The organism is Pseudomonas sp. JZ114, assembly GCF_051027705.1.
Taxonomy (GTDB): Bacteria; Pseudomonadota; Gammaproteobacteria; order Pseudomonadales; family Pseudomonadaceae; genus Chryseomonas; species Chryseomonas luteola.
In genome coordinates this window covers 1,793,322-1,811,829 of the sequence record NZ_CP069256.1, presented here as the reverse complement: position 1 = coordinate 1,811,829, position 18,508 = coordinate 1,793,322, and the positions used below count along the sequence as shown (strand labels likewise).

Below are 18,508 nucleotides of genomic sequence, written 5' to 3'. Positions count from 1 at the left end.
CAACGTCTGCGTCGTTGAGGTGCGCTACTATATCCATGTAGTTTTGAAATGGCAAATTTTTTTTAATGTATTCATGCATTTAAATCAGAAAGCCCAGTTCACGCGTGACCAGGCAGTCAACCAAACGGCTTTACGTGACTCGAAACAGTCGTTACGTTCACCGCAATATCAATAACGACAACGGCTCACTCATGAACGCACTTGTTTCTTATCGCTATGAATCCCCTGTGGCAACGCTTACGCTGAACAACGGTAAGGTCAATGCACTCTCGCCAGCTGTTATCGATGCGCTGAACGAGGCCCTCGATCAGGCCGAAAAGGACAAAGCCATTGTGGTCATTACAGGCCAACCGGGAATCCTCTCCGGGGGCTTCGATCTGAAGGTCATGATGAGCGGCCCGCAGCAGGCGATCGACCTAGTCACAATGGGGTCTCGTCTGTCACGCCGTCTGTTGTCCCACCCCTTCCCCGTGATAGTTGCATGCGGTGGTCATGCCGTTGCCAAAGGTGCCTTCCTGTTACTGTCGGCGGACTACCGGATTGGCGTCAAAGGCGCCTTTACCATAGGGCTGAATGAAGTCGCCATTGGTATGACAATGCATCAGGCGGGTATTGAAATCGCACGCGACCGGTTGCCCCGTCCCGCCTTTCAACGAGCCGTGATTGGTGCTGAAATGTTTTCACCTGAAGCGGCTGTCGAAGCAGGCTTTCTGGATGAAGTCGTAGCGCCAGAAGCGTTGGAAGACGCTGTTCACCGCGCCGCTATGCGCCTGAGCAAGCTCAACATGTCAGCCCATGGGAATACGAAGGTAAAGGCCAGAGCGCCATTACTGTCCGCACTGGATGAGGCTATCGCGCTGGACGCCCAACACTTCGACCGCGCCTGACAATCATCAGACAAACGGCACGCTGTCACGAAGCCTCTGTGAAACGCGTCTATAACAGTGAAAAGATGCTGTACAGCGCTCCTTTTAATCGCTAAACATCATTAAGTAAGAGATTTAGAAAAGCTTTAGATCTAAACAGGCTGTAACTTGCGACCTAGTCTCGACTCAATGTGATATGGCCCTTGCGAGGGCCATATAAATGCCGACAGAGCAATCGAGCTTCTCCCTATAAGAAGAAAGGGCTTGAGTCATGTTAAGAGAACCGACACCCAAGTGGCGGCAAGCGAGTCTTGTGCTGATCATCACCACCATCGTACTTGTACTTCCCAACCTGACCCGCCTGCTGGGGGGCTGATTATCCTGTGGCAGGCAGCCACCATGCCAGCATCAGCGGCAAGAACCCAAACGCCAGTATGGTTGAGCACAATACGAGACTGGCTACTTCCTGGGGAGACCGGTTAGCGCGTAGGGCATAGAGATAGTTGAAAACCGCTACGGGCATGGATGACTGGGTGACGAGGACAGCATGGGCCAGAGGTGGCAGATGTAGCGCCCAACCCACCAGCCAGCCCACAAGAGCACCCAGGCATAATCGGATTCCGCCGAATAGGAAGCCGGACCCCAGGTGTTGTGGCCGTATGCTGGCCAGTGACACGCCCAGCGTAATAAGCATGAGCGGGATAGCGAGGCCAGACATGAGGTCGACGGTATTGGCAATCCAGCGCGGCAGTTGGGCATCGAGCATCATGAGCGATAACGCTATCGCTACGCTGATCATGATGGGATTACCCAACAGCATCTTGAGCGAGCGTTCGCCGGACATCCAGAAAATACCCAGACTGAAATTGCCGATCGACAAGACCAGATAGAACGCCACGGCCAGTGTCATGCCTTGCTCGCCGAACGCATACAGGCACACCGGCAAGCCCATGTTGCCTACATTGGGAAACATGAATGCCGGGGCCAATACCTTCCAGTCTCGCTTGAAGACACGAGCAAGCCCATAGGCTACCAAACCCATGATCGCGCAGATAATAACGCAGGCCAGGGCCATTTGCCCAAAGCTGTGCTTGTCGATGTGTGCATGCCCCAGTGTCGCCAGGACCAGACAGGGAGAGGCTACGTTGAAGACCAGGCGGGAGATGAAGTCAGTGGGATATTCATAGCCCCAGCGCTTCCAGAAATAGCCGATACCTGCGCCAATGAGCACAGGCGCCATGACCGCGAATAACTCTGACAGCATGCCTTTCTCCCCTGAATCAAGGGTTCATTATGCCCTCTTGGGCAGGAACGGGGAGTAGTAAATCGGTATCGCAGGACGTGAGATCAAACGGAGCATGTGGCAGAAACTAAAATGAGGCATGACACTAACGGCCACGCCTCGACGTCAGGATCAGGTCCTCCTGATTTCCTGGGTTACGCCCCAGCCATCCAACGTTCCGCCAAGAGGACTGACGACAGCCTCAAGATCAGACTCGAAATCGTCAATTGTCGTATAGGTAGCAAACATGACCTTACTGACCTGTAAGTGCCACCCACCCTCTTCGTGCGGGATTATCTGAGCGTTCAACGACTCTCCCTTGAATTGACATGCAGCCTCTCGGGCCTGTTTTTCATCAGGAAAAATAGCGAAGAAATCGATGGGATGTATGCGTGAGAAGTCGAAACCACCCTCCTTCATCTGCCGGAGCACAGTAAGGCTTACATCATCGGAGATGTTTAAAGGCATAGGGCACCTCCTGCTCATTGAATGGGATTTTTAGTTAATGCGATAGAGCGTGATAGAGGCGTTGCAACGGTGATCGCCGGTATCAGCGAAGCCACCCGCAGAGCCCTTTCAACTAAAAGAACGCCAACACAAACGCCTGACGTATAGCATTGCACACAACTAAAAGAGAGCTTTGAGGCGGCACCGGTTCCTTGGATAGCGACGAGTGGTGCGTGCCCTGCAAATGATCACAGGGCACCTTCCGAAAGTATCAGGCGTTGGAAGTCTTGCCAATGGCGCCTAGTACATATTGAGGCAGCGCAAAGGCACCAATATGGATGTCGGCATTGTAATAGCGCGTAACAATGCCGGAGACTGCGAACCGTTCGCGTAGGGTATCTACCGGCACGAAACGTTTGCCAGCGTCTCGGCTGCCCCAGGCAAAGGTCATCGCGCCGCCAATGTAGGTCGGTACGGCAGCCTGATAGAAATGCCAGTCAGCAAAGAGCCCGTTGACCCGGCTTGCTGTGGTCTTCACTTCGTCAAGCTGCATGAAGGGCGTGCCGTTCTGCGTGACCAGGATTCCACCTTCATTCAGGCAGCGATGGCAGGCCTGATAAAAGTTTTCCGAGAACAGTACTTCACCCGGGCCGATGGGATCGGTCGAGTCGGAAATGATCACGTCGAAACGGTCAGTGGTATTTGCCACGAAGCGCATACCGTCATCGATGACAAGGTTGAGACGCGAGTCGTCAAATGCGCCATTGGAGTGATTGGGCAGATAGGTTTTGCACATGTCGACCACGGCCGCATCGATTTCCACCATGGTGATGTGCTCGACACTCTTGTGCTTGGCCACTTCCCGCAGGATACCGCCGTCACCGCCACCGATGATCAGGACACGCTTGGCCTGACCATGGGCAAACAACGGCACATGGGTAAGCATCTCGTGGTAAATGAACTCATCGGCTTCGGTCGTCTGGATTACGCCGTCCAGCGCCATGACGCGTCCCATGCGGGCATTCTTGAAAATAACGAGTTGCTGGTGCTCGGTACGAACCTCATGGAGCAGCTCGTCCATGCGAAAGCGTTGGCCATAGCCGTCATATAGGGTTTCTAGATAATCTTTCATTGAGAGGTCTCCCGTTCCTCGGATGGGCGGAACGGAAAACGCCCGCCCTGGAAAAGGCGGGCATTGTAAGGGCAATACGTGACGGTCTCCAGACGCGTTCTACTACCCTTTATGCGTTGGCGCCGATACGGACGTACTTCCGCGAGGACCCGCAAGCCCCCAGGCAATCAGCCCCACGACTGGCAGAATGATAATAAGCAGTGTCCAGAAGATCTTCTTGTTACTGGTGCTGTCGCTGCGAATCACGCTAACGATAGCCCAGATATCCAGCAAGAAGACGATGAAACCGATGACACCGCCTATAGTTGAGTTAATCATGGGTGCTCTCCAATTCAGTTCCGGTAAAATTGGGACTGCGCACCCGAGGCGGTAGTTCGCCTCAAACGACCGAATGTCGCTGATATCCCTTTTGTCAGAGCGCCAGAGGGTCGATTTCAGCAAAGCTTTTCACGCAAGGGTGACCGGCCAGCTCGCCGCCCTCGCGAACCAGGCCACAGGTTTTCATACCGGCAGACCGGGCAGCATCCAGCTCCTCGACAACATCCGATAAGAAGAGAATTTCATCTGCCTGATGCGTGGTTGCGCTGGCGATACGGCTATAGGAAGCGGCTTCACGCTTGCCTCCGGTCATCGTATCGAAGTAGCCGGAAAACAGCGGCGTCAGGTCTCCAGCCTCGGAACAACCGAAGATGAGCTTTTGCGCCTGCGCAGAGCCGGAAGAATAGACGTAAAGCGCAATCCCCAGCGCATGCCAGCGCCGAAGGGCTTCGACGGCATCCGGATAGACGTGCCCTTTCAGCTCGCCGGCCTTGTAGCCCTGTGCCCAGATCATGCCCTGCAAGGCCTTGAGCGGTGTAACCTTACGATCCTCAGCGATCCAGCCCAGCAGAATCTCAATGACGCGCTCGGTATCGGCAGTCAACTCCCCGGCCTCGGCGCGCACCGCATCCAGCTGCTCTGCCACTGCCACCTCCTGAGCATGCTCACGCACATAGCCCGGCAGATGCTTGGCCGCAAAAGGAAACAGGACATCAAAGACAAAGCTGACCGCGCTGGTCGTGCCCTCGATATCGGTCAGGATAGCGCGAATAGTCATGCATCTGCCTCCAGGCGTGGAAAACGGGAAGCAATGTCTTCCCCAGTGAACTGGGCGATCCATCCCTCAGGATTATTGAACAGCCGGATCGCAACGAAGTTGGGCTCTTCGCTCATATCGAACCAGTGCGGTGTACCGGCGGGCACTGAAATTAGGTCATTCTTCTCGCACAGTACGGCATAGATATATTCGCCGATATGCAAGGTAAAGAGGCCACGCCCGGCCACGAAAAAGCGGACCTCATCCTCCGCATGACGATGCTCGTCCAGAAACTTGGCGCGCAGCTCGGCTTTCTGAGGATGATCAGCCTTCATGCTGATCACATCCACGGTCTGATAGCCGCGCTCCTGGATAAGACGATCGATCTCGGGACGATAGGCAGCAATCACTTCTTCCTGGCTCGCCCCCGGCGCTACAGGCGCCGTGGCCTGCCAGCGTTCGAATCGAACGCCTACTTCGGCCAGCGTTGCCGCGATATGATCACCCTGGGTAAGCACCTTGTTGGGCTGCTCGGGATGGGACTCATGGTAGACAGTCAGGCGGCTCATGTCCGGATACTCAATATTTTAAGTTCACATTCGAAAAGAAACTCGAACGCCTCGATCTGGCGCAAGGCATCGCTCATACGAGCCCCCCAAGTATAGAGACCATGACCACGAATCAAATACCCCACGCAGTCTGGATGCGTGTCGAGCCATGCCTGAACATGCGTGGCAAGCCGGGCGATGTCCTGATCGTTTTCAAAGATCGGTACCAGTACCCTGCCCTCGTGGGTCGTGATACCGCTGAAGGCCTTCTGCAGCTCATAGTCATGCAGTACCAGCGCCTCGTCGGCAACCATCCGGGACAGAACCGTGGCATTAACCGAATGCGTATGCAGCACCGCCCCAATCTCCGGCTTCCATCGATACAGCTGGGTATGCAGCAGCGTTTCGGCCGACGGCTTCTTGCCGGGCTCCAGGCTGTTACCTTCCAGGTCCGTTACGAGCACATCATCCAGGCCCAACTGTCCCTTGTGCTTGCCTGAGACTGTAAGCAACGCGCGGGTCTCGGACAGCCGGGCAGAGTAATTGCTACTGGTTGCTGGAGACCATCCCCGACTGTAGAGAAACTGACCCGCCTCAATGATTTGCTGCGCCAGCAGCTCCCGATGATTCATCATGATGTCGATCTTCCAAACGCGTAATGATCATGCATGCCCCCACCAGCGCTGCCAGGCTGGCGAAGCCGAATGTCCAGGCAGGACCCAACACCTGCCAGCTATAACCGGAGTAAAACGCCCCCAAGGCGCCTCCGGTTCCCGACAGTGCAGCATACAGTGCCTGCCCCTGCCCTTGATGTCTGTTTCCGAAACGGCGCTGGATGAAATGGATCGCCGATGCATGAAAACAACCAAATGTAGCCGCATGAATGACCTGGGCAAAGAGCAGAACCCCTAGGTAATCGGCAAGATGACCCAACAGCAGCCAGCGCAGCGCTGCAAGCAGAAAGCTGGCCGCAAGTACCTGTCTCAGGCTGAACAGGGTCAACAAACGAGGCATGACCAAAAAGATCAGCACCTCCGCCACAACCCCTATTGCCCACAAGAGACCGATCGTGCCGCGAGCATAACCCAGGTTTTCCAGGTGTATCGTTAGAAAGGTGTAATAAGGCCCATGGGAGAGCTGCATGAGGCAGGCCCCCAAATAAAAAGCCATGACGCCCGGTTGACGCAGACAACCCATGAGTCCGCCTTCGCTTCCGCTGTTTTCCAGTTTTACCGCAAGAGGCGACGGAACCCAGATACTGCCTATGACAATACCGGCCATGATGACCAGCAGGCCGGCTGGGTACAGATCAAGACTGAAATGCTCGAACAGCTTGCCCAGCCCTACCACTGCTGCAATAAACCCGACGGATCCCCAGAGGCGAATGCGGCTATACAGCGAAGCCTGTTCACGCAGGTGTGCCAGGGTAATGGCTTCAAACTGTGGCAGCACCGCGTGCCAGAAGAACGCATGGGCCGCCATGACCAGGGCGAGCCAGGCGTAGCTATGACTGAGGTAAATCCCCGCAAAGCAGATGAGCGTGCAGCAGGCGCCGAAACGAACAATGGTCAACCGCTTACCGGTACGGTCGCCCAGCCACCCCCAGAGATTGGGTGCCAGGCAGCGCATCAGCATGGGAATAGCGACCAGTTGACCGATATGCTCGCTGGAAAACCCCAAATGATGAAAGTAGAGCGACAGAAACGGCGCCGTTGCGCCCAGCAAGGCGAAGTAGAAGAAATAGAAGCTGGACAGACGCCAATAAGGAATCGGCATTGACTCATGTGTATTCATGCAGTGCCCGAGTAGGCCGGTACAGCTGATCAGCGGCGTGCCTATTCATGCAGCTGCCCTCCACGGGCAGCTGCAGTTGAACCTGTCTATAGGCTGATAAGCCCGCAATCAGAGCTGACCCAAGACAGGCGTTCCTACGTGTACATCCGCATTCTGGGCACGATGTCGCAGGTAGTGATCCATCAGGACGAGCGCCATCATCGCCTCGGCAATCGGGGTGGCCCGAATACCAACGCAAGGATCGTGGCGGCCCTTGGTTATCACATCAACGGGCTGGCCATTCACATCGATGGAACGGCCAGACGTGGTAATGCTTGAGGTAGGCTTGAGCGCCAGATGCGCTACGATCGGCTGCCCGGAGGAAATACCTCCCAGTACACCGCCGGCGTTGTTGCTGAGAAAACCTTCGGGGGTCAGCTCATCACGGTGCTCGGTGCCCCGCTGCGCCACACTGGCAAATCCGGCGCCGATCTCGACGCCCTTTACCGCGTTGACGCTCATCAGGGCATACGCCAGCTCGGCATCCAAACGATCGAAGATTGGCTCACCCAAGCCGGGCGGAACACCATCGGCCACGACCGTGACCCGGGCGCCTACCGAATCCTGATCGCGACGCAGCTGATCCATGTACGTTTCCAACTCTGGGACCTTGTCTGGATCAGGACAGAAGAACGCATTCTCCTCCACGCTATCCCAGGTCTTGAACGGAATTTCGATAGGACCGAGCTGGCTCATGTAGCCCCGGACACGGATGCCCTTGGTTGCCAGAAACTTCTTGGCAATGGCGCCAGCCGCAACCCGCATGGATGTTTCACGAGCAGAGCTGCGGCCACCGCCACGGTAGTCACGCAACCCGTACTTATGGTGATAGGTATAGTCCGCGTGAGCTGGGCGGAACAGGTCCTTGATGGCAGAGTAGTCCTTTGACTTCTGGTCGGTGTTGCGAATCAGTAAGGCGATAGGCGTACCGGTGGTGACGCCTTCGAACACGCCAGACAAGATCTCGACCTCATCCGGCTCCTGGCGCTGGGTAGTATGCCGACTGGTGCCCGGCTTGCGACGGTCCAGATCATGTTGAAGGTCAGCCAACGCCAACGGCAGCCCCGGTGGGCATCCGTCTACAATCGCGACCAGCCCGGGCCCATGGCTCTCGCCAGCCGTGGTAACAGTGAACAATGTGCCAAAGGTATTGCCGGACATGTCGCAAAGCTCCGCAGAATCGATGGACCGGAGCCTATCCAGCGCCGGCACAGAAAGCGAACGAGTATACCTTCTGGCTTTCCCGAGTTCATCTTTAGAACCCTAACCGTTACGCTGCGTCCAATTACGGGTTACCGGAACCGTCCGGTGTCCTTTGTTTATGGTCATGAGTGTTGTGATGTCCCGTCTGCTTGTTCTGCTGTGTTGCCTTCTGACGCTACCCGCATTCGCGGCCAGGGGGCCGATCCTATATCACCCTATCAACCTTGAGACGGCCAACGGAACGCTGTATGGCAGCTTGGTCATGCCGGAAAGTCACAAGCCACAGCCGGTAGCTCTTATCATTGCAGGTTCCGGGCCTACAGACCGTGACGGCAATAACCCCATGGCGCGTAACTTTGCCTTGAAACGCCTGGCCGAGGCCCTGGCTGAGAACGGTATTGCCAGCGTTCGCTATGACAAGCGTGGCGTTGCACAAAGTACGCCTGCTGCGCCACGGGAAGAAGACTTGAGCGTCCCACGCTATGTTGCAGATATCGTCGCATGGTCGAAAAAGCTCCACTCAGACCCGCGTTTTACAAAACTGATCCTGATCGGCCATAGCGAAGGCGCCCTCATGGCCAGCCTCGCTGCCAACGATGCAGGTGCCGATGCCCTGATTACCTTGTCGGGAAGTGGCCGCCCCATCGACGACGTGTTGCGCGAGCAATTGGCAACCAAGCTGTCCCCTCCGCTGCTGGCCAGCGCACAATGGATCATGGATCAGCTGGATAAAGGCCAGATGCAGCTTCAGGTACCGGAGCCCCTGATGGTGCTGTTTCGCCCTAGCGTTCAGCCTTACCTGATCACCCTCTTCCGGGAGAATCCCGCCCAGGCCTTCGCTCAGGTCAAGGCTCCGGCATTGATCATCCAGGGCAAGCATGACATTCAGGTAGACATCAAGGATGCCGAGGCGCTTAAACGGGCAAGGCCCGAGGCCGAGCTGGCACTGATTCCCGGTATGAATCATATGCTCAGAATCACGCCAGCCAATGTCGAAGCTCAGCTTTCCACCTACAACAACCCGGATCTTCCATTAGCGGGCGAATTGGTGGAGCGAATGACTGTCTTCATTCAGGAAAAAGTCTCTAGTTCACGCTGATTTGGCCGATATAGCGATTTGAATTACCCCATGCGGAGGTAGAAAAGGATCGCGGCCATGACTGAAACCGATATTGAAGAACCCACTACCGCCGAGGAAACCGCCCCTGAGAAGCAGACGCATCCCTGGGCCGAGCTCGGACCGGAATATTTTTACCTGCTGCGTCTGACACCGTTGCCTACGGATCGTATTACCGGGCCTCGCCCGCTGCGCTTTGTGCAGTTTGGTAAGACCGAACGGCATGGAGACGATCTGAGCGTTTTATCGTTGAGCATTCAGCTGCCCGGACAGCGCGTTCACCGTGATCAAAACTTCCTGAATATCTGGGCTGATCACGAGAACAAGGAGATCCGCTTCACCGCCGAACCCGGCGGACTTGAAGGCGGACTGTTGCAAGTCGAGCCATCCAATCGTGGCCTGGGCCGCTTTCTGTTGGCTCAGGGCATTGCATGGGCCAAGACCAAGTGGGGCCACTACAAGGTGGCCAACCTTGATCTGCCAGCCCGTGATGGATTTGTCGAGGAGATGCGCAAGCGCCGCGACCATGCACTGGAAGCTCAGGGTTTTACCCTTACCTATCTTGAGGGGCAAACCCTCAAGGCCATCTGTAGCGCGCCCAAGGCCAGCGAGCTTAAAAGCGAATGGAACATGGATAAGGTGCAGGTGCTTTCCCTGCTGGATGTAGGCAGCATGCTGGAACAGGCGGACAAGAACCTGCATGAGCGTGACCTCAGCGTGTTCAAGCTGCAGGAGCAGATTGCCGCCTACCGTCGTGACGATGCGGGCCTGAAGTTCACCATGGCATGCCTGATGGCGTTCTGCCTCTTCGAGGCCGGGCTGCTGATCTGGATGGTGTTTCATTGAGTCAAAAGGCTTCAGGCGTTACAGCTACGCCTGAAGCCGATGCTTTATCGGCACTCTTTTGGCACGTGCTTACTTGGGATTGAGAACCCTCCCTCTAGGGCTCCAACCGCTCTGCGGGACACTTTAGCGTCCAAATGTTTTTAAGAACATCAGTGATCACCAACGCTGACCGTTGCGCTGCAACTCCAACCGGCGGATGAACTCCTCCAGAACCAACGCATACAGATCATCCTTCAGGACGGCATCCTCGATCCCTGAGTCGATATTGGGATTGTCGTTGACCTCGATGACCGCCATTCGCTCGCCCGCCTGCTTGAGGTCAACTCCGTACAGGCCGTCGCCGATAAGGTTGGCAGTACGAACCGCCAGCTCGACCACTTCATGAGGTGCCTCCTGAATGGGTACGGTACGAAAGTCACCACTGCTCTCGACCGCACCGGCGCTGTGATCGTAGATCTGCCAATGCCCTTTCGACATGAAGTACTGACAGGCAAAGATAGGCTCTTGGTTGAGCACCCCTATGCGCCAGTCATAGTCGGTATAAAAGAACTCCTGGGCCAGGAGCAGCACGGAGCGCTCGAACAACTCGGCGCTCGCCTTGTTCAACTCCTCCTGATTGGAGACCTTCATAACGCCACGCGAGAACGAACCATCCGGAATCTTTAGCACCAGCGGAAAGCCCAGCCGCTCCCCTACCGTTGCCAACTGGGCGGCATTGTCCTTGTACAGAATTTCCGTCTTGGGCATGTCCAGCTTGTGTGCTTTAAGCAAATCCGCCAGATAGACTTTATTGGTGCATCGCAGGATCGAGCGGGGATCATCCATTACCACCAACCCCTCGCTTTCCGCTTTTTTGGCGAAACGATACGTGTGATGATCGATGGCAGTTGTCTCACGGATAAACAGCGCATCGAACTCCGAAAGGCGTGAGTAATCCTTTTTCTCGATCAACTCGACATCAATTCCCAGGCGCTTGCCAATCCGGACAAAGCTTTTCAGAGCCTTGGCATCAGAAGGCGGAAACGCTTCTTTCGGGTCATGCAGGATAGCCATTTCGAAGCGATATTTTTCGCGTACGCGCGGCTTGAGCCAGACCTGTCGACTAAAACCATCCAAGGCATTGGCAAAAAGGTCTTCCTGAGCTTCGTGCAGCTTGTGTATGGCTCCCAGCTTGACGCCCCCAATATGCCAGCCCTCACGATTGCGGCGAAAATCCACGAGCAGCAGTGGACTGGGGAAAGCTTCAAACAGCTGGCGGGCCAGATCCTGCAAGGCTTCGATATCGGTTCGCCCAAAGTACAGGGTCAACGTGAACCCATCAGCACTGGCGTAGGGATGGCCCTTCAAGGCCTTGCTCAGTAACCTGTCGAGATCTTCCAGCGCCAGGTTATAGATGGATTTACGGGAGAGCTCACTGATCGTGCGAACGGAGGGAATTACCTTGTGACCCCGGGCCTCTGCCAGTAATGAGCAGTAATACCCGTGCCCTAGGTACTTCTGGTTACGGCACAGGTTGATGACCTGCACACGCTTGCCGTTATCTTGCTCATTTGACTGCTCAAGGTATTCCTGGGCAGTGATAACGTCTTCGCTCGGATAATAGGATGACCAATCCTCCTTGCGCTCGACGATGATATACAGCTTGCTCACAACACCTCCTCGGTGCAGATAATCGCCTTGGGAGCCTATTACCAACGTTCCTGTCAAACGACTCAGGTTCGGTCTGTACCAGTTGATGGACAGACGAAAACTACGTAACACAGCCTCCATTAACCGCGGCTTAACCGCACTGCTGAGGACCGAGCGACTGTCTTTGAGGCGCTTGACCTGGCTAGGGATTCACACAAATGAATTTCATGCTACGCCCTGCTGTTCACGAGGACCTCAACGCACTGGTTGAGCTGGAGAAACGGTGCTTTGAATACGACCGCCTTTCGCGGCGCAATTTCCAATGGATGCTGACTCGAGCCAATGCCTCTCTCACGCTGGTGGAAGAGGCTGGAAATACCCTGGGGTACGCCTTGGTTCTGTTTCACCAAAACACCTCCCTGGCGCGGCTGTATTCCATTGCCATCGACCCGGCAGCTCGGGGGCACAAGCTTGGGCAGCACCTGCTCGAAGCTGCGGAAGCCTGTGCCATTGAGCGGGACTGTGCGTACATGCGTCTGGAGGTGCGCCCGGACAATACTGCAGCTATTGCCCTGTATGAACGCAATGGCTATCTCCCTTTTGCAACCGTCGATGACTATTACGAAGATCACAGTCAGGCGCTGCGCTTCGAGAAACGTATCCGTCAGCCCGGTGAAGGCCGGCTACGCAAGGTACCCTTCTATAGACAGACCACGGATTTCACCTGCGGCCCGGCCTCGCTTCTGATGGCCATGGGCGCGCTGGAGCCTGGACGCCCGCTGGAGCGTTGGGAAGAGTTACGTCTCTGGCGTGAGGCTACCACTATTTATATGACCGCCGGCCACGGTGGCTGCGGGCCACACGGCTTGGCCCTGGCCGCCCGACGCCGCGGCTTTCGTGTGAAGTTACAGGTTAACACCCGCGGCCCTCTTTTCCTGGAAGGCGTACGCAGCGAAGAAAAACGTGACGTGATGCGGCTGGTGCATGAGGACTTCAGCCGGGAACTCAAACAGACTGATATTGAACGCCTGATTCGAACAAAGCTGGATATCCCGCAAATCATTGCCGACGGTGGTCTGCCATTGGTGTTGATCAGCAGCTTTCGCCTTATCCAGACCAAAGGCCCTCACTGGATCGCTGTAACCGGTTGCGACGAAGACTTCATTTACTTCCACGACCCAGACGTAGACCATAGCCAGCATCGTCGGGAGCTGGACTGCCAACACATTCCGGTCAGCCATGCCGAGTTCGATAAACTCAGCCGCTTTGGCAAGAACAAGCTACGGGCCGCGGTGATCCTTTATCCTCCAGCCCCAGAGACAAATTCGGTAGCGTAAGGGCAGTAGCGTACTGCTTCAGTGCGGTAAGTCCGCTTTAGCTTTCCAAGGTAAAAAACGCTTGATAACGACACTGACGTCTCTAAAACGGAGCTCCTATGAGCACTTGGGTTCTTCTTGTGGTGACCCTTCTGAATACAACCAATCCTCATACCGATAAGGGCAGCTCGCCTATGGTCGCCATGCAGGAGTTCAACTCTCAGAAAACCTGCATGGATGCGCGGACCCAGCTGATAAAAATGAATCCCTCCATCAGTGCGTCCTGTGTTCTGAAGTAAATGTCCCTCCAGCATACGTGGCCATGTACTCAAAAGCACCAGTCAGCCCGGCTGGCGGAGATCTGGCAAATGAATCAGCGCACCCGACACCCTTTGCGGGTAACTTCCAACGTTTTATACGCTGCCGGCTGGGCGTGACTGGATGCGTGCTGCACGAAACGCTCTGGATCATCGAAAGGAAGCTGCCTGAGCGCCTCCGGGCTGAGCGTCCACCATTGAGACGCCAATAATCGTTCAATAAGCTCAGGCGCAAAGCGGTATCGAATGATCCTGGCCGGAGAACCCCCTACGATGGCATAAGGCGGCACATCCTTAGTAACCAGTGCTCGGGCAGCGATAACCGCACCGGTACCCACCGAGAGCCCATCCATAATCATGGCATCACGGCCAATCCATACATCATGGCCAATGACGCTCATCTTCTGCTTGCCTTGGTAAGGTAGCCCCGCCTCATCAGACGCGAACGGATGAGAAGTTGCCCAGTGAACGGGATGGGTATCCCGCTCCTGTCCGATCAGAACGTTGTTGCCAATCGAGCAAAAACGCCCGATAGACTGGACCAGATATAGCTCGCTGCCGCCTCGAATATAGGTATAGGCTCCAACAGAAAGATGACGGGCAGCCACATCCACAGGACCGATCGAAACATGCTCTTCCAGTAGCAATGTGGTTCTGCTACTGAGGCCAAGAGGTCCGTTCGACAGCTTGCAGCCCTGCTTTCTGAGCCAGCGTTTCCAGTAGGCATTTCTGAATTCTTTTATCACGGCACCTTCTCAACCACCCGACACGCAAGCTGGAGCGTTGGCTTGACCCAGACGCTCCGTCGCTAGCTAGTATTACCCAGGTTGCACCGTCAAAGGTAAAAAGCGTCCCGGCCTATCGTATGGTCAGATGCTTGTCATCCAGCGAAGTTACCGCGTTGATCGGATGATCCGACGTCAGAAAGGCACGCATGTCCGCCCCGCTGGGTTGTTGATAGATACGAAGCCCAAACTCCGGCAGGATCGCCAGCAAATGATCGAAAATATCGCTCTGGATATTCTCGTACTGTGCCCAGATCACCGTATTGGTAAAGCAGTACACCTCCAGGGGTAAACCGCTGGAGGTAGGATCGAGCTGGCGAACCAGTAGGGTCATGTCCTGCCGAAGGCCGGGATGGCTACGCAGGTAACGCTCTACATACACCCGAAATGTACCCAGGTTGGTAATACGACGCGTGTTGACAGGCTCCTGACCGCGCTCAGCCAGCTTATCATTCCACTCCTTCAGCTCCTTCTGCTTGTTGTCCAGGTAGTCCGCCAGCAAGCTGAAACGATGCAGATGTCGATACTCATCACCATCGATGAAATGCACGCTCTGCTGATCTAGGAAAAGGCTGCGCTTGATGCGGCGACCGCCGGATTCCTGCATACCGCGGTAGTTCTTGAACGCATCGGAGATAAAGCGTTTGGTGGGAATCGTGGTGATCGTCTTGTCGAAGTTCTGCACTTTGACCGTGTGCAAAGCGATATCGATGACATCCCCACTGGCGTTGAGCTGGGGCATCTCTATCCAGTCACCGATGCGCACGATGTCCCCGGATGAGATCTGTACGCTGGCCACCAGTGACAGGAGCGTATCCTGGAAGATCAATAGCAGCACAGCAGCCATCGCGCCCAGTCCGGACAGGAGAATCAATGGCGAGCGATCAATCAGCGTGGCGATGATCAGAATGGATGCCAGGCAGAATATGCCGATCTTGAGGACCTGGATGTACCCCTTGATCGGCCGGAATCGCGCATCGGGACGGCGCTGGTAAACCGCATTGACAATATCGAGCAGATTACTGATCGCCAACACGATAGTAAGGATAATGAACGCGCTACACACGTTCCCAACTACTGTGACCAACGCCTCCGGCAGGCCGGGCACTGCGAGTATACCCGTCGACAGGATCAAGGCTGGCACGACATTAGCCAGGCGCGCGATCATCGGGGTATTGGTGACCTCGCTTTTAAGACCCAGCGAAGCACTGCTTAATAGCCGGTAAACACCCTTCACCAGAATACGCTTCACAATCCAGTTACATAGCCAGGCAGCCAGCAGCAACAAGGTCAGGCAGAACAGCGTGTAGAGCTCGGGATAGTTCCTGAGCCAGTTTAACGAGGCATCTAAATAAGTAGTCATAATCTTTGCTTTTTAGAGTCGCACCATCCTGATCCGGACGGCGGGGAGGCGTTACGGTAGCAAAATGCAACCGGCTTCTGTATGACCGGCGACAAACCGGCGTTACCTGACCCGGCATGGCCGTATCGTTGAGCCGCTAAAGACATTTCGGAGGAAGCAGACTATGCTGCGGTGGCCTTTTCCGTATAACCACAACACCACGGACCCGGCCATGACTCGACCTTTGCGCAAACGCGATCCGTCGTATGAACTGATGGACGACCTTAGCGGCCATTCGGTGATCTACCGCGAGCACGGTTTCCCCTGCCCTCTGGTTCGCTGGCATTTTCACAAGGAATACGAGCTGCATCTGATCATAGCCAGCTCGGGCACAGCCTTCATTGGCGACTATATCGGCAGCTTTTATCCTTACAGCCTGTTCTTGACCGGTCCTAACCTGCCCCATAACTGGATCAGCCAAGTAGCGGAAGGTGAGGTCGTCGACAAGCGCGACATGCTGGTTAACTTTACCGATGAGACGCTTGAAAACGCGGCGACAGTCTTTCCTGAACTCAATGCACTGAACCCGCTGCTTGAGCGCGCCCGTTTCGGCATTCAGTTCCACTGTTCGCGCACCATCAATGAATCGGCAGATCTTCTGCAGCGTATTGCCGAGACGCGGGGTGCCAGCCGTCTGGGTCACTTTTTCGTACTGATGGAGCTGCTGGCGACCTGTGAGGATTATCACCTGCTGAGCGGCGCGCCGATTCGTTCGGAAGACGACGAACATACTCTGGACCGTACCAACAAGGCGCTTAACTTCATCTTCGAGCGCTATACCAGTGAGCTCACGCTTGAAGAAGCAGCAGAGCACCTGGGCATGACGCCTACCTATTTTTCCCGCTTCTTTCGCAAGGCTACCGGGCGGTGCTTTATTGAATTCGTGAACAGCCTGCGTATCAGCAAATCCTGCGAGCTGTTATCGCAAAGCGAAAAGGCCGTGACAGACGTCTGTTTTGAGTCAGGCTTCAATAACATTTCCAATTTCAATCGCCGCTTCCAACAAATGAAAGGCATGACGCCTACGCATTATCGGCGCCTCACGGTAAAACGCTTGACCGAGCAGAACGTATAAACCGGGTCCAGGCGACTGCTCATTGCCTGCCAATACCTTGCAATTTCTGTCACGCAGGCTCAACGCCAAAAACGCACCAAGCCCTACTGCAGAGCGTTCTGTTGCTATTTCACACGCAAAGATCACTCGCTAACAAGTGCAAAAAAGTATCAGCCTGAGTGTGTTTTCGCATTTGTCTACCGCTTAACTTAAGGGGTGTAATCAATCGAACACGCTCCTCCTGTTTCGCAGTCTGGGGGTTAAAACAACAATAAGAGCTTCTGTCGCTACGGCGCAGAAGGGAGTGCGACATGAACATGCTATTGAAAGCGCTTTTCGCTACAGCCGGAATTTGTGCCGTCACCTATGCTCAGGCCGCCACGGTCACCATCGCTACCGTTAACAACAGCGATATGATTCGGATGCAACGGCTCTCCAAAACCTTTGAAGAGCAGCATCCGGATATCAAACTCAGTTGGGTAGTCCTTGAAGAAAACGTACTTCGCCAACGCCTGACGACTGACATTGCCACGCAGGGCGGTCAATTCGACGTGCTGACCATTGGCATGTACGAAACCGGTCTCTGGGGTGCCAAAGGCTGGCTGGAACCTATGAAAGACCTGCCAGCCGACTATGATGTGAACGATCTGTTTCCTTCGGTACGAGAAGGTTTGTCCGTCAAGGGCACGCTGTATGCCTTGCCGTTCTATGCGGAAAGCTCAATTACCTACTACCGTAAGGACCTCTTCAAGGACGCCGGGCTGACCATGCCCGAGCAGCCAACCTGGGAACAGCTCGGTGAATTTGCCGCCAAACTTCACCATCCCGACAAGGATCAGTATGGCATTTGCCTGCGCGGCAAAGCTGGCTGGGGTGAAAACATGGCGCTGATCGGCACCATGGCCAATGCTTTCGGTGCACGTTGGTTCGATGAAAAGTGGCAGCCGGAATTCACTGGCCCGGAATGGACCAAGGCCGCCAACTTTTATGTCGATACGATGAAGAAGTACGGCCCTCCCGGTGCGTCCAGCAACGGCTTCAACGAAAACCTGGCGCTGTTCAACAGCGGCAAGTGCGCCCTATGGGTGGATGCCAGCGTGGCCGGGTCTTTTACGACCGACAAATCGCAAAGCAAGGTGGCTGACCAGGTGGGCTTTGCCGCCTCCCCAACGCAGGTAACCGATAAAGGTTCGTCTTGGCTTTATGCTTGGTCCCTGGCGATTCCTTCCAGCTCCAAAAACAAGGAAGCTGCACAGTCCTTTGTGACATGGGCGACGTCCAAGCAATACGCCACCTTGGTAGCTGACAAGGAAGGTATCGCCAACGTCCCGCCAGGTACGCGCAAGTCTACATACAGCGAGGCCTACATGCAGGCCGCACCCTTCGCCAAGGTATCCCTGTCCATGCTGGAAAAGGCCGACCCGGCGCATCCCGCTGCCAAGCCTGTTCCTTATGTGGGTATTCAGTACGTAACCATTCCTGAGTTCCAGGCTATCGGCACCTCGGTGGGCAAGTTGTTCTCGGCGGCACTGACCGGACAGATGCCCGTGCAGCAGGCGTTGCAGGCTGCCCAGCAGTCGACCTCTCGCGAAATGAAACGCGCGGGTTATCCCAAATAGCTTAACCGGTTCGGCGTGGCCGTAATGGCTGCGCCGC

19 protein-coding genes are annotated in these 18,508 nt (G+C 55.4%); 7 read left to right on the top strand and 12 right to left on the bottom strand.

The window, feature by feature from the left end:
* Positions 1–191: 191 nt before the first annotated feature.
* The gene (locus JQR90_RS08455; protein WP_434140717.1) at positions 192–887 is read left to right on the top strand and encodes a crotonase/enoyl-CoA hydratase family protein; all 696 of its coding nucleotides are present in this window, start codon (positions 192–194) and stop codon (positions 885–887) included.
* Positions 888–1,242: 355 nt separating this feature from the next.
* Here JQR90_RS08455 and JQR90_RS08450 read toward each other — a convergent pair whose 3' ends face one another.
* The 9 genes from JQR90_RS08450 to aroC all read right to left on the bottom strand — a co-directional run bounded on the left by JQR90_RS08450 (position 1,243) and on the right by aroC (position 8,344).
* A complete protein-coding gene (locus JQR90_RS08450; protein WP_312600438.1) occupies positions 1,243–2,130 on the bottom strand; it encodes an AEC family transporter in 888 nt (295 codons plus the stop codon).
* A 150-nt stretch (positions 2,131–2,280) separates the two neighbouring features.
* Positions 2,281–2,616: a ribonuclease E inhibitor RraB gene (locus tag JQR90_RS08445; RefSeq protein WP_010798007.1), complete on the bottom strand. Its 336-nt coding sequence runs from the start codon at positions 2,614–2,616 to the stop codon at positions 2,281–2,283.
* 250 nt (positions 2,617–2,866) lie between these two features.
* On the bottom strand, positions 2,867–3,727 hold the full coding sequence (gene speE, locus JQR90_RS08440; protein WP_019365086.1) for a polyamine aminopropyltransferase: 861 nt from the start codon (positions 3,725–3,727) through the stop codon (positions 2,867–2,869).
* 102 nt (positions 3,728–3,829) lie between these two features.
* Positions 3,830–4,045 carry a PLD nuclease N-terminal domain-containing protein gene (locus tag JQR90_RS08435; protein ID WP_010798005.1) on the bottom strand — a complete coding sequence of 72 codons (216 nt, stop codon included), beginning with the start codon at positions 4,043–4,045 and terminating at the stop codon, positions 3,830–3,832.
* A 94-nt stretch (positions 4,046–4,139) separates the two neighbouring features.
* Positions 4,140–4,823, bottom strand: a complete 684-nt coding sequence (mtnC, locus tag JQR90_RS08430) for an acireductone synthase (RefSeq protein ID WP_434140716.1) — start codon at positions 4,821–4,823, stop codon at positions 4,140–4,142.
* Positions 4,820–5,371, bottom strand: a complete 552-nt coding sequence (locus JQR90_RS08425) for a 1,2-dihydroxy-3-keto-5-methylthiopentene dioxygenase (protein ID WP_074825355.1) — start codon at positions 5,369–5,371, stop codon at positions 4,820–4,822. Before JQR90_RS08425 ends, mtnC begins: the two co-directional genes overlap by 4 nt.
* The gene (locus JQR90_RS08420) at positions 5,368–5,985 is read right to left on the bottom strand and encodes a methylthioribulose 1-phosphate dehydratase (RefSeq protein WP_434140715.1); all 618 of its coding nucleotides are present in this window, start codon (positions 5,983–5,985) and stop codon (positions 5,368–5,370) included. The genes JQR90_RS08425 and JQR90_RS08420 overlap by 4 nt, the downstream gene beginning before the upstream one ends.
* Positions 5,945–7,126 (bottom strand): MFS transporter, encoded by a 1,182-nt coding sequence (locus JQR90_RS08415; protein WP_010798001.1) that lies wholly within the window; start codon positions 7,124–7,126, stop codon positions 5,945–5,947. The genes JQR90_RS08420 and JQR90_RS08415 overlap by 41 nt, the downstream gene beginning before the upstream one ends.
* A 126-nt stretch (positions 7,127–7,252) precedes the next feature.
* On the bottom strand, positions 7,253–8,344 hold the full coding sequence (aroC, locus tag JQR90_RS08410; protein ID WP_010798000.1) for a chorismate synthase: 1,092 nt from the start codon (positions 8,342–8,344) through the stop codon (positions 7,253–7,255).
* Positions 8,345–8,519: 175 nt separating this feature from the next.
* Here aroC and JQR90_RS08405 point away from each other — a divergent pair, with 175 nt between their 5' ends.
* Together JQR90_RS08405 and JQR90_RS08400 are read left to right on the top strand one after the other, a co-directional pair.
* Positions 8,520–9,485, top strand: coding sequence for an alpha/beta hydrolase (locus JQR90_RS08405; protein WP_177325227.1), 966 nt, complete (start codon positions 8,520–8,522; stop codon positions 9,483–9,485).
* Between the two features lie 57 nt (positions 9,486–9,542).
* Complete coding sequence (locus tag JQR90_RS08400) at positions 9,543–10,349, top strand: hypothetical protein (RefSeq protein ID WP_010797998.1); 807 nt, start codon at positions 9,543–9,545, stop codon at positions 10,347–10,349.
* A 156-nt stretch (positions 10,350–10,505) separates the two neighbouring features.
* On the opposite strand, the gene JQR90_RS08395 is transcribed toward JQR90_RS08400, so the two are convergent.
* Complete coding sequence (locus JQR90_RS08395; protein WP_010797997.1) at positions 10,506–11,999, bottom strand: RimK family protein; 1,494 nt, start codon at positions 11,997–11,999, stop codon at positions 10,506–10,508.
* Between the two features lie 197 nt (positions 12,000–12,196).
* Here JQR90_RS08395 and JQR90_RS08390 point away from each other — a divergent pair, with 197 nt between their 5' ends.
* Both JQR90_RS08390 and JQR90_RS08385 read left to right on the top strand, forming a co-directional pair.
* Positions 12,197–13,315 carry a GNAT family N-acetyltransferase/peptidase C39 family protein gene (locus JQR90_RS08390; protein ID WP_010797996.1) on the top strand — a complete coding sequence of 373 codons (1,119 nt, stop codon included), beginning with the start codon at positions 12,197–12,199 and terminating at the stop codon, positions 13,313–13,315.
* Positions 13,316–13,413: 98 nt separating this feature from the next.
* Positions 13,414–13,593, top strand: coding sequence for a hypothetical protein (locus JQR90_RS08385; protein WP_010797995.1), 180 nt, complete (start codon positions 13,414–13,416; stop codon positions 13,591–13,593).
* 74 nt (positions 13,594–13,667) lie between these two features.
* Here JQR90_RS08385 and JQR90_RS08380 read toward each other — a convergent pair whose 3' ends face one another.
* The gene (locus JQR90_RS08380) at positions 13,668–14,357 is read right to left on the bottom strand and encodes a CatB-related O-acetyltransferase (RefSeq protein ID WP_010797994.1); all 690 of its coding nucleotides are present in this window, start codon (positions 14,355–14,357) and stop codon (positions 13,668–13,670) included.
* A gap of 112 nt (positions 14,358–14,469) precedes the next feature.
* Entirely contained in the window at positions 14,470–15,759 is a 1,290-nt protein-coding gene (locus JQR90_RS08375; RefSeq protein ID WP_010797993.1) for a mechanosensitive ion channel family protein, read from the bottom strand.
* A gap of 211 nt (positions 15,760–15,970) precedes the next feature.
* Here JQR90_RS08375 and JQR90_RS08370 point away from each other — a divergent pair, with 211 nt between their 5' ends.
* Entirely contained in the window at positions 15,971–16,873 is a 903-nt protein-coding gene (locus tag JQR90_RS08370; protein WP_037030876.1) for an AraC family transcriptional regulator, read from the top strand.
* 290 nt (positions 16,874–17,163) lie between these two features.
* Positions 17,164–18,471 (top strand): ABC transporter substrate-binding protein, encoded by a 1,308-nt coding sequence (locus tag JQR90_RS08365; RefSeq protein WP_010797991.1) that lies wholly within the window; start codon positions 17,164–17,166, stop codon positions 18,469–18,471.
* Positions 18,472–18,508: the final 37 nt, after the last annotated feature.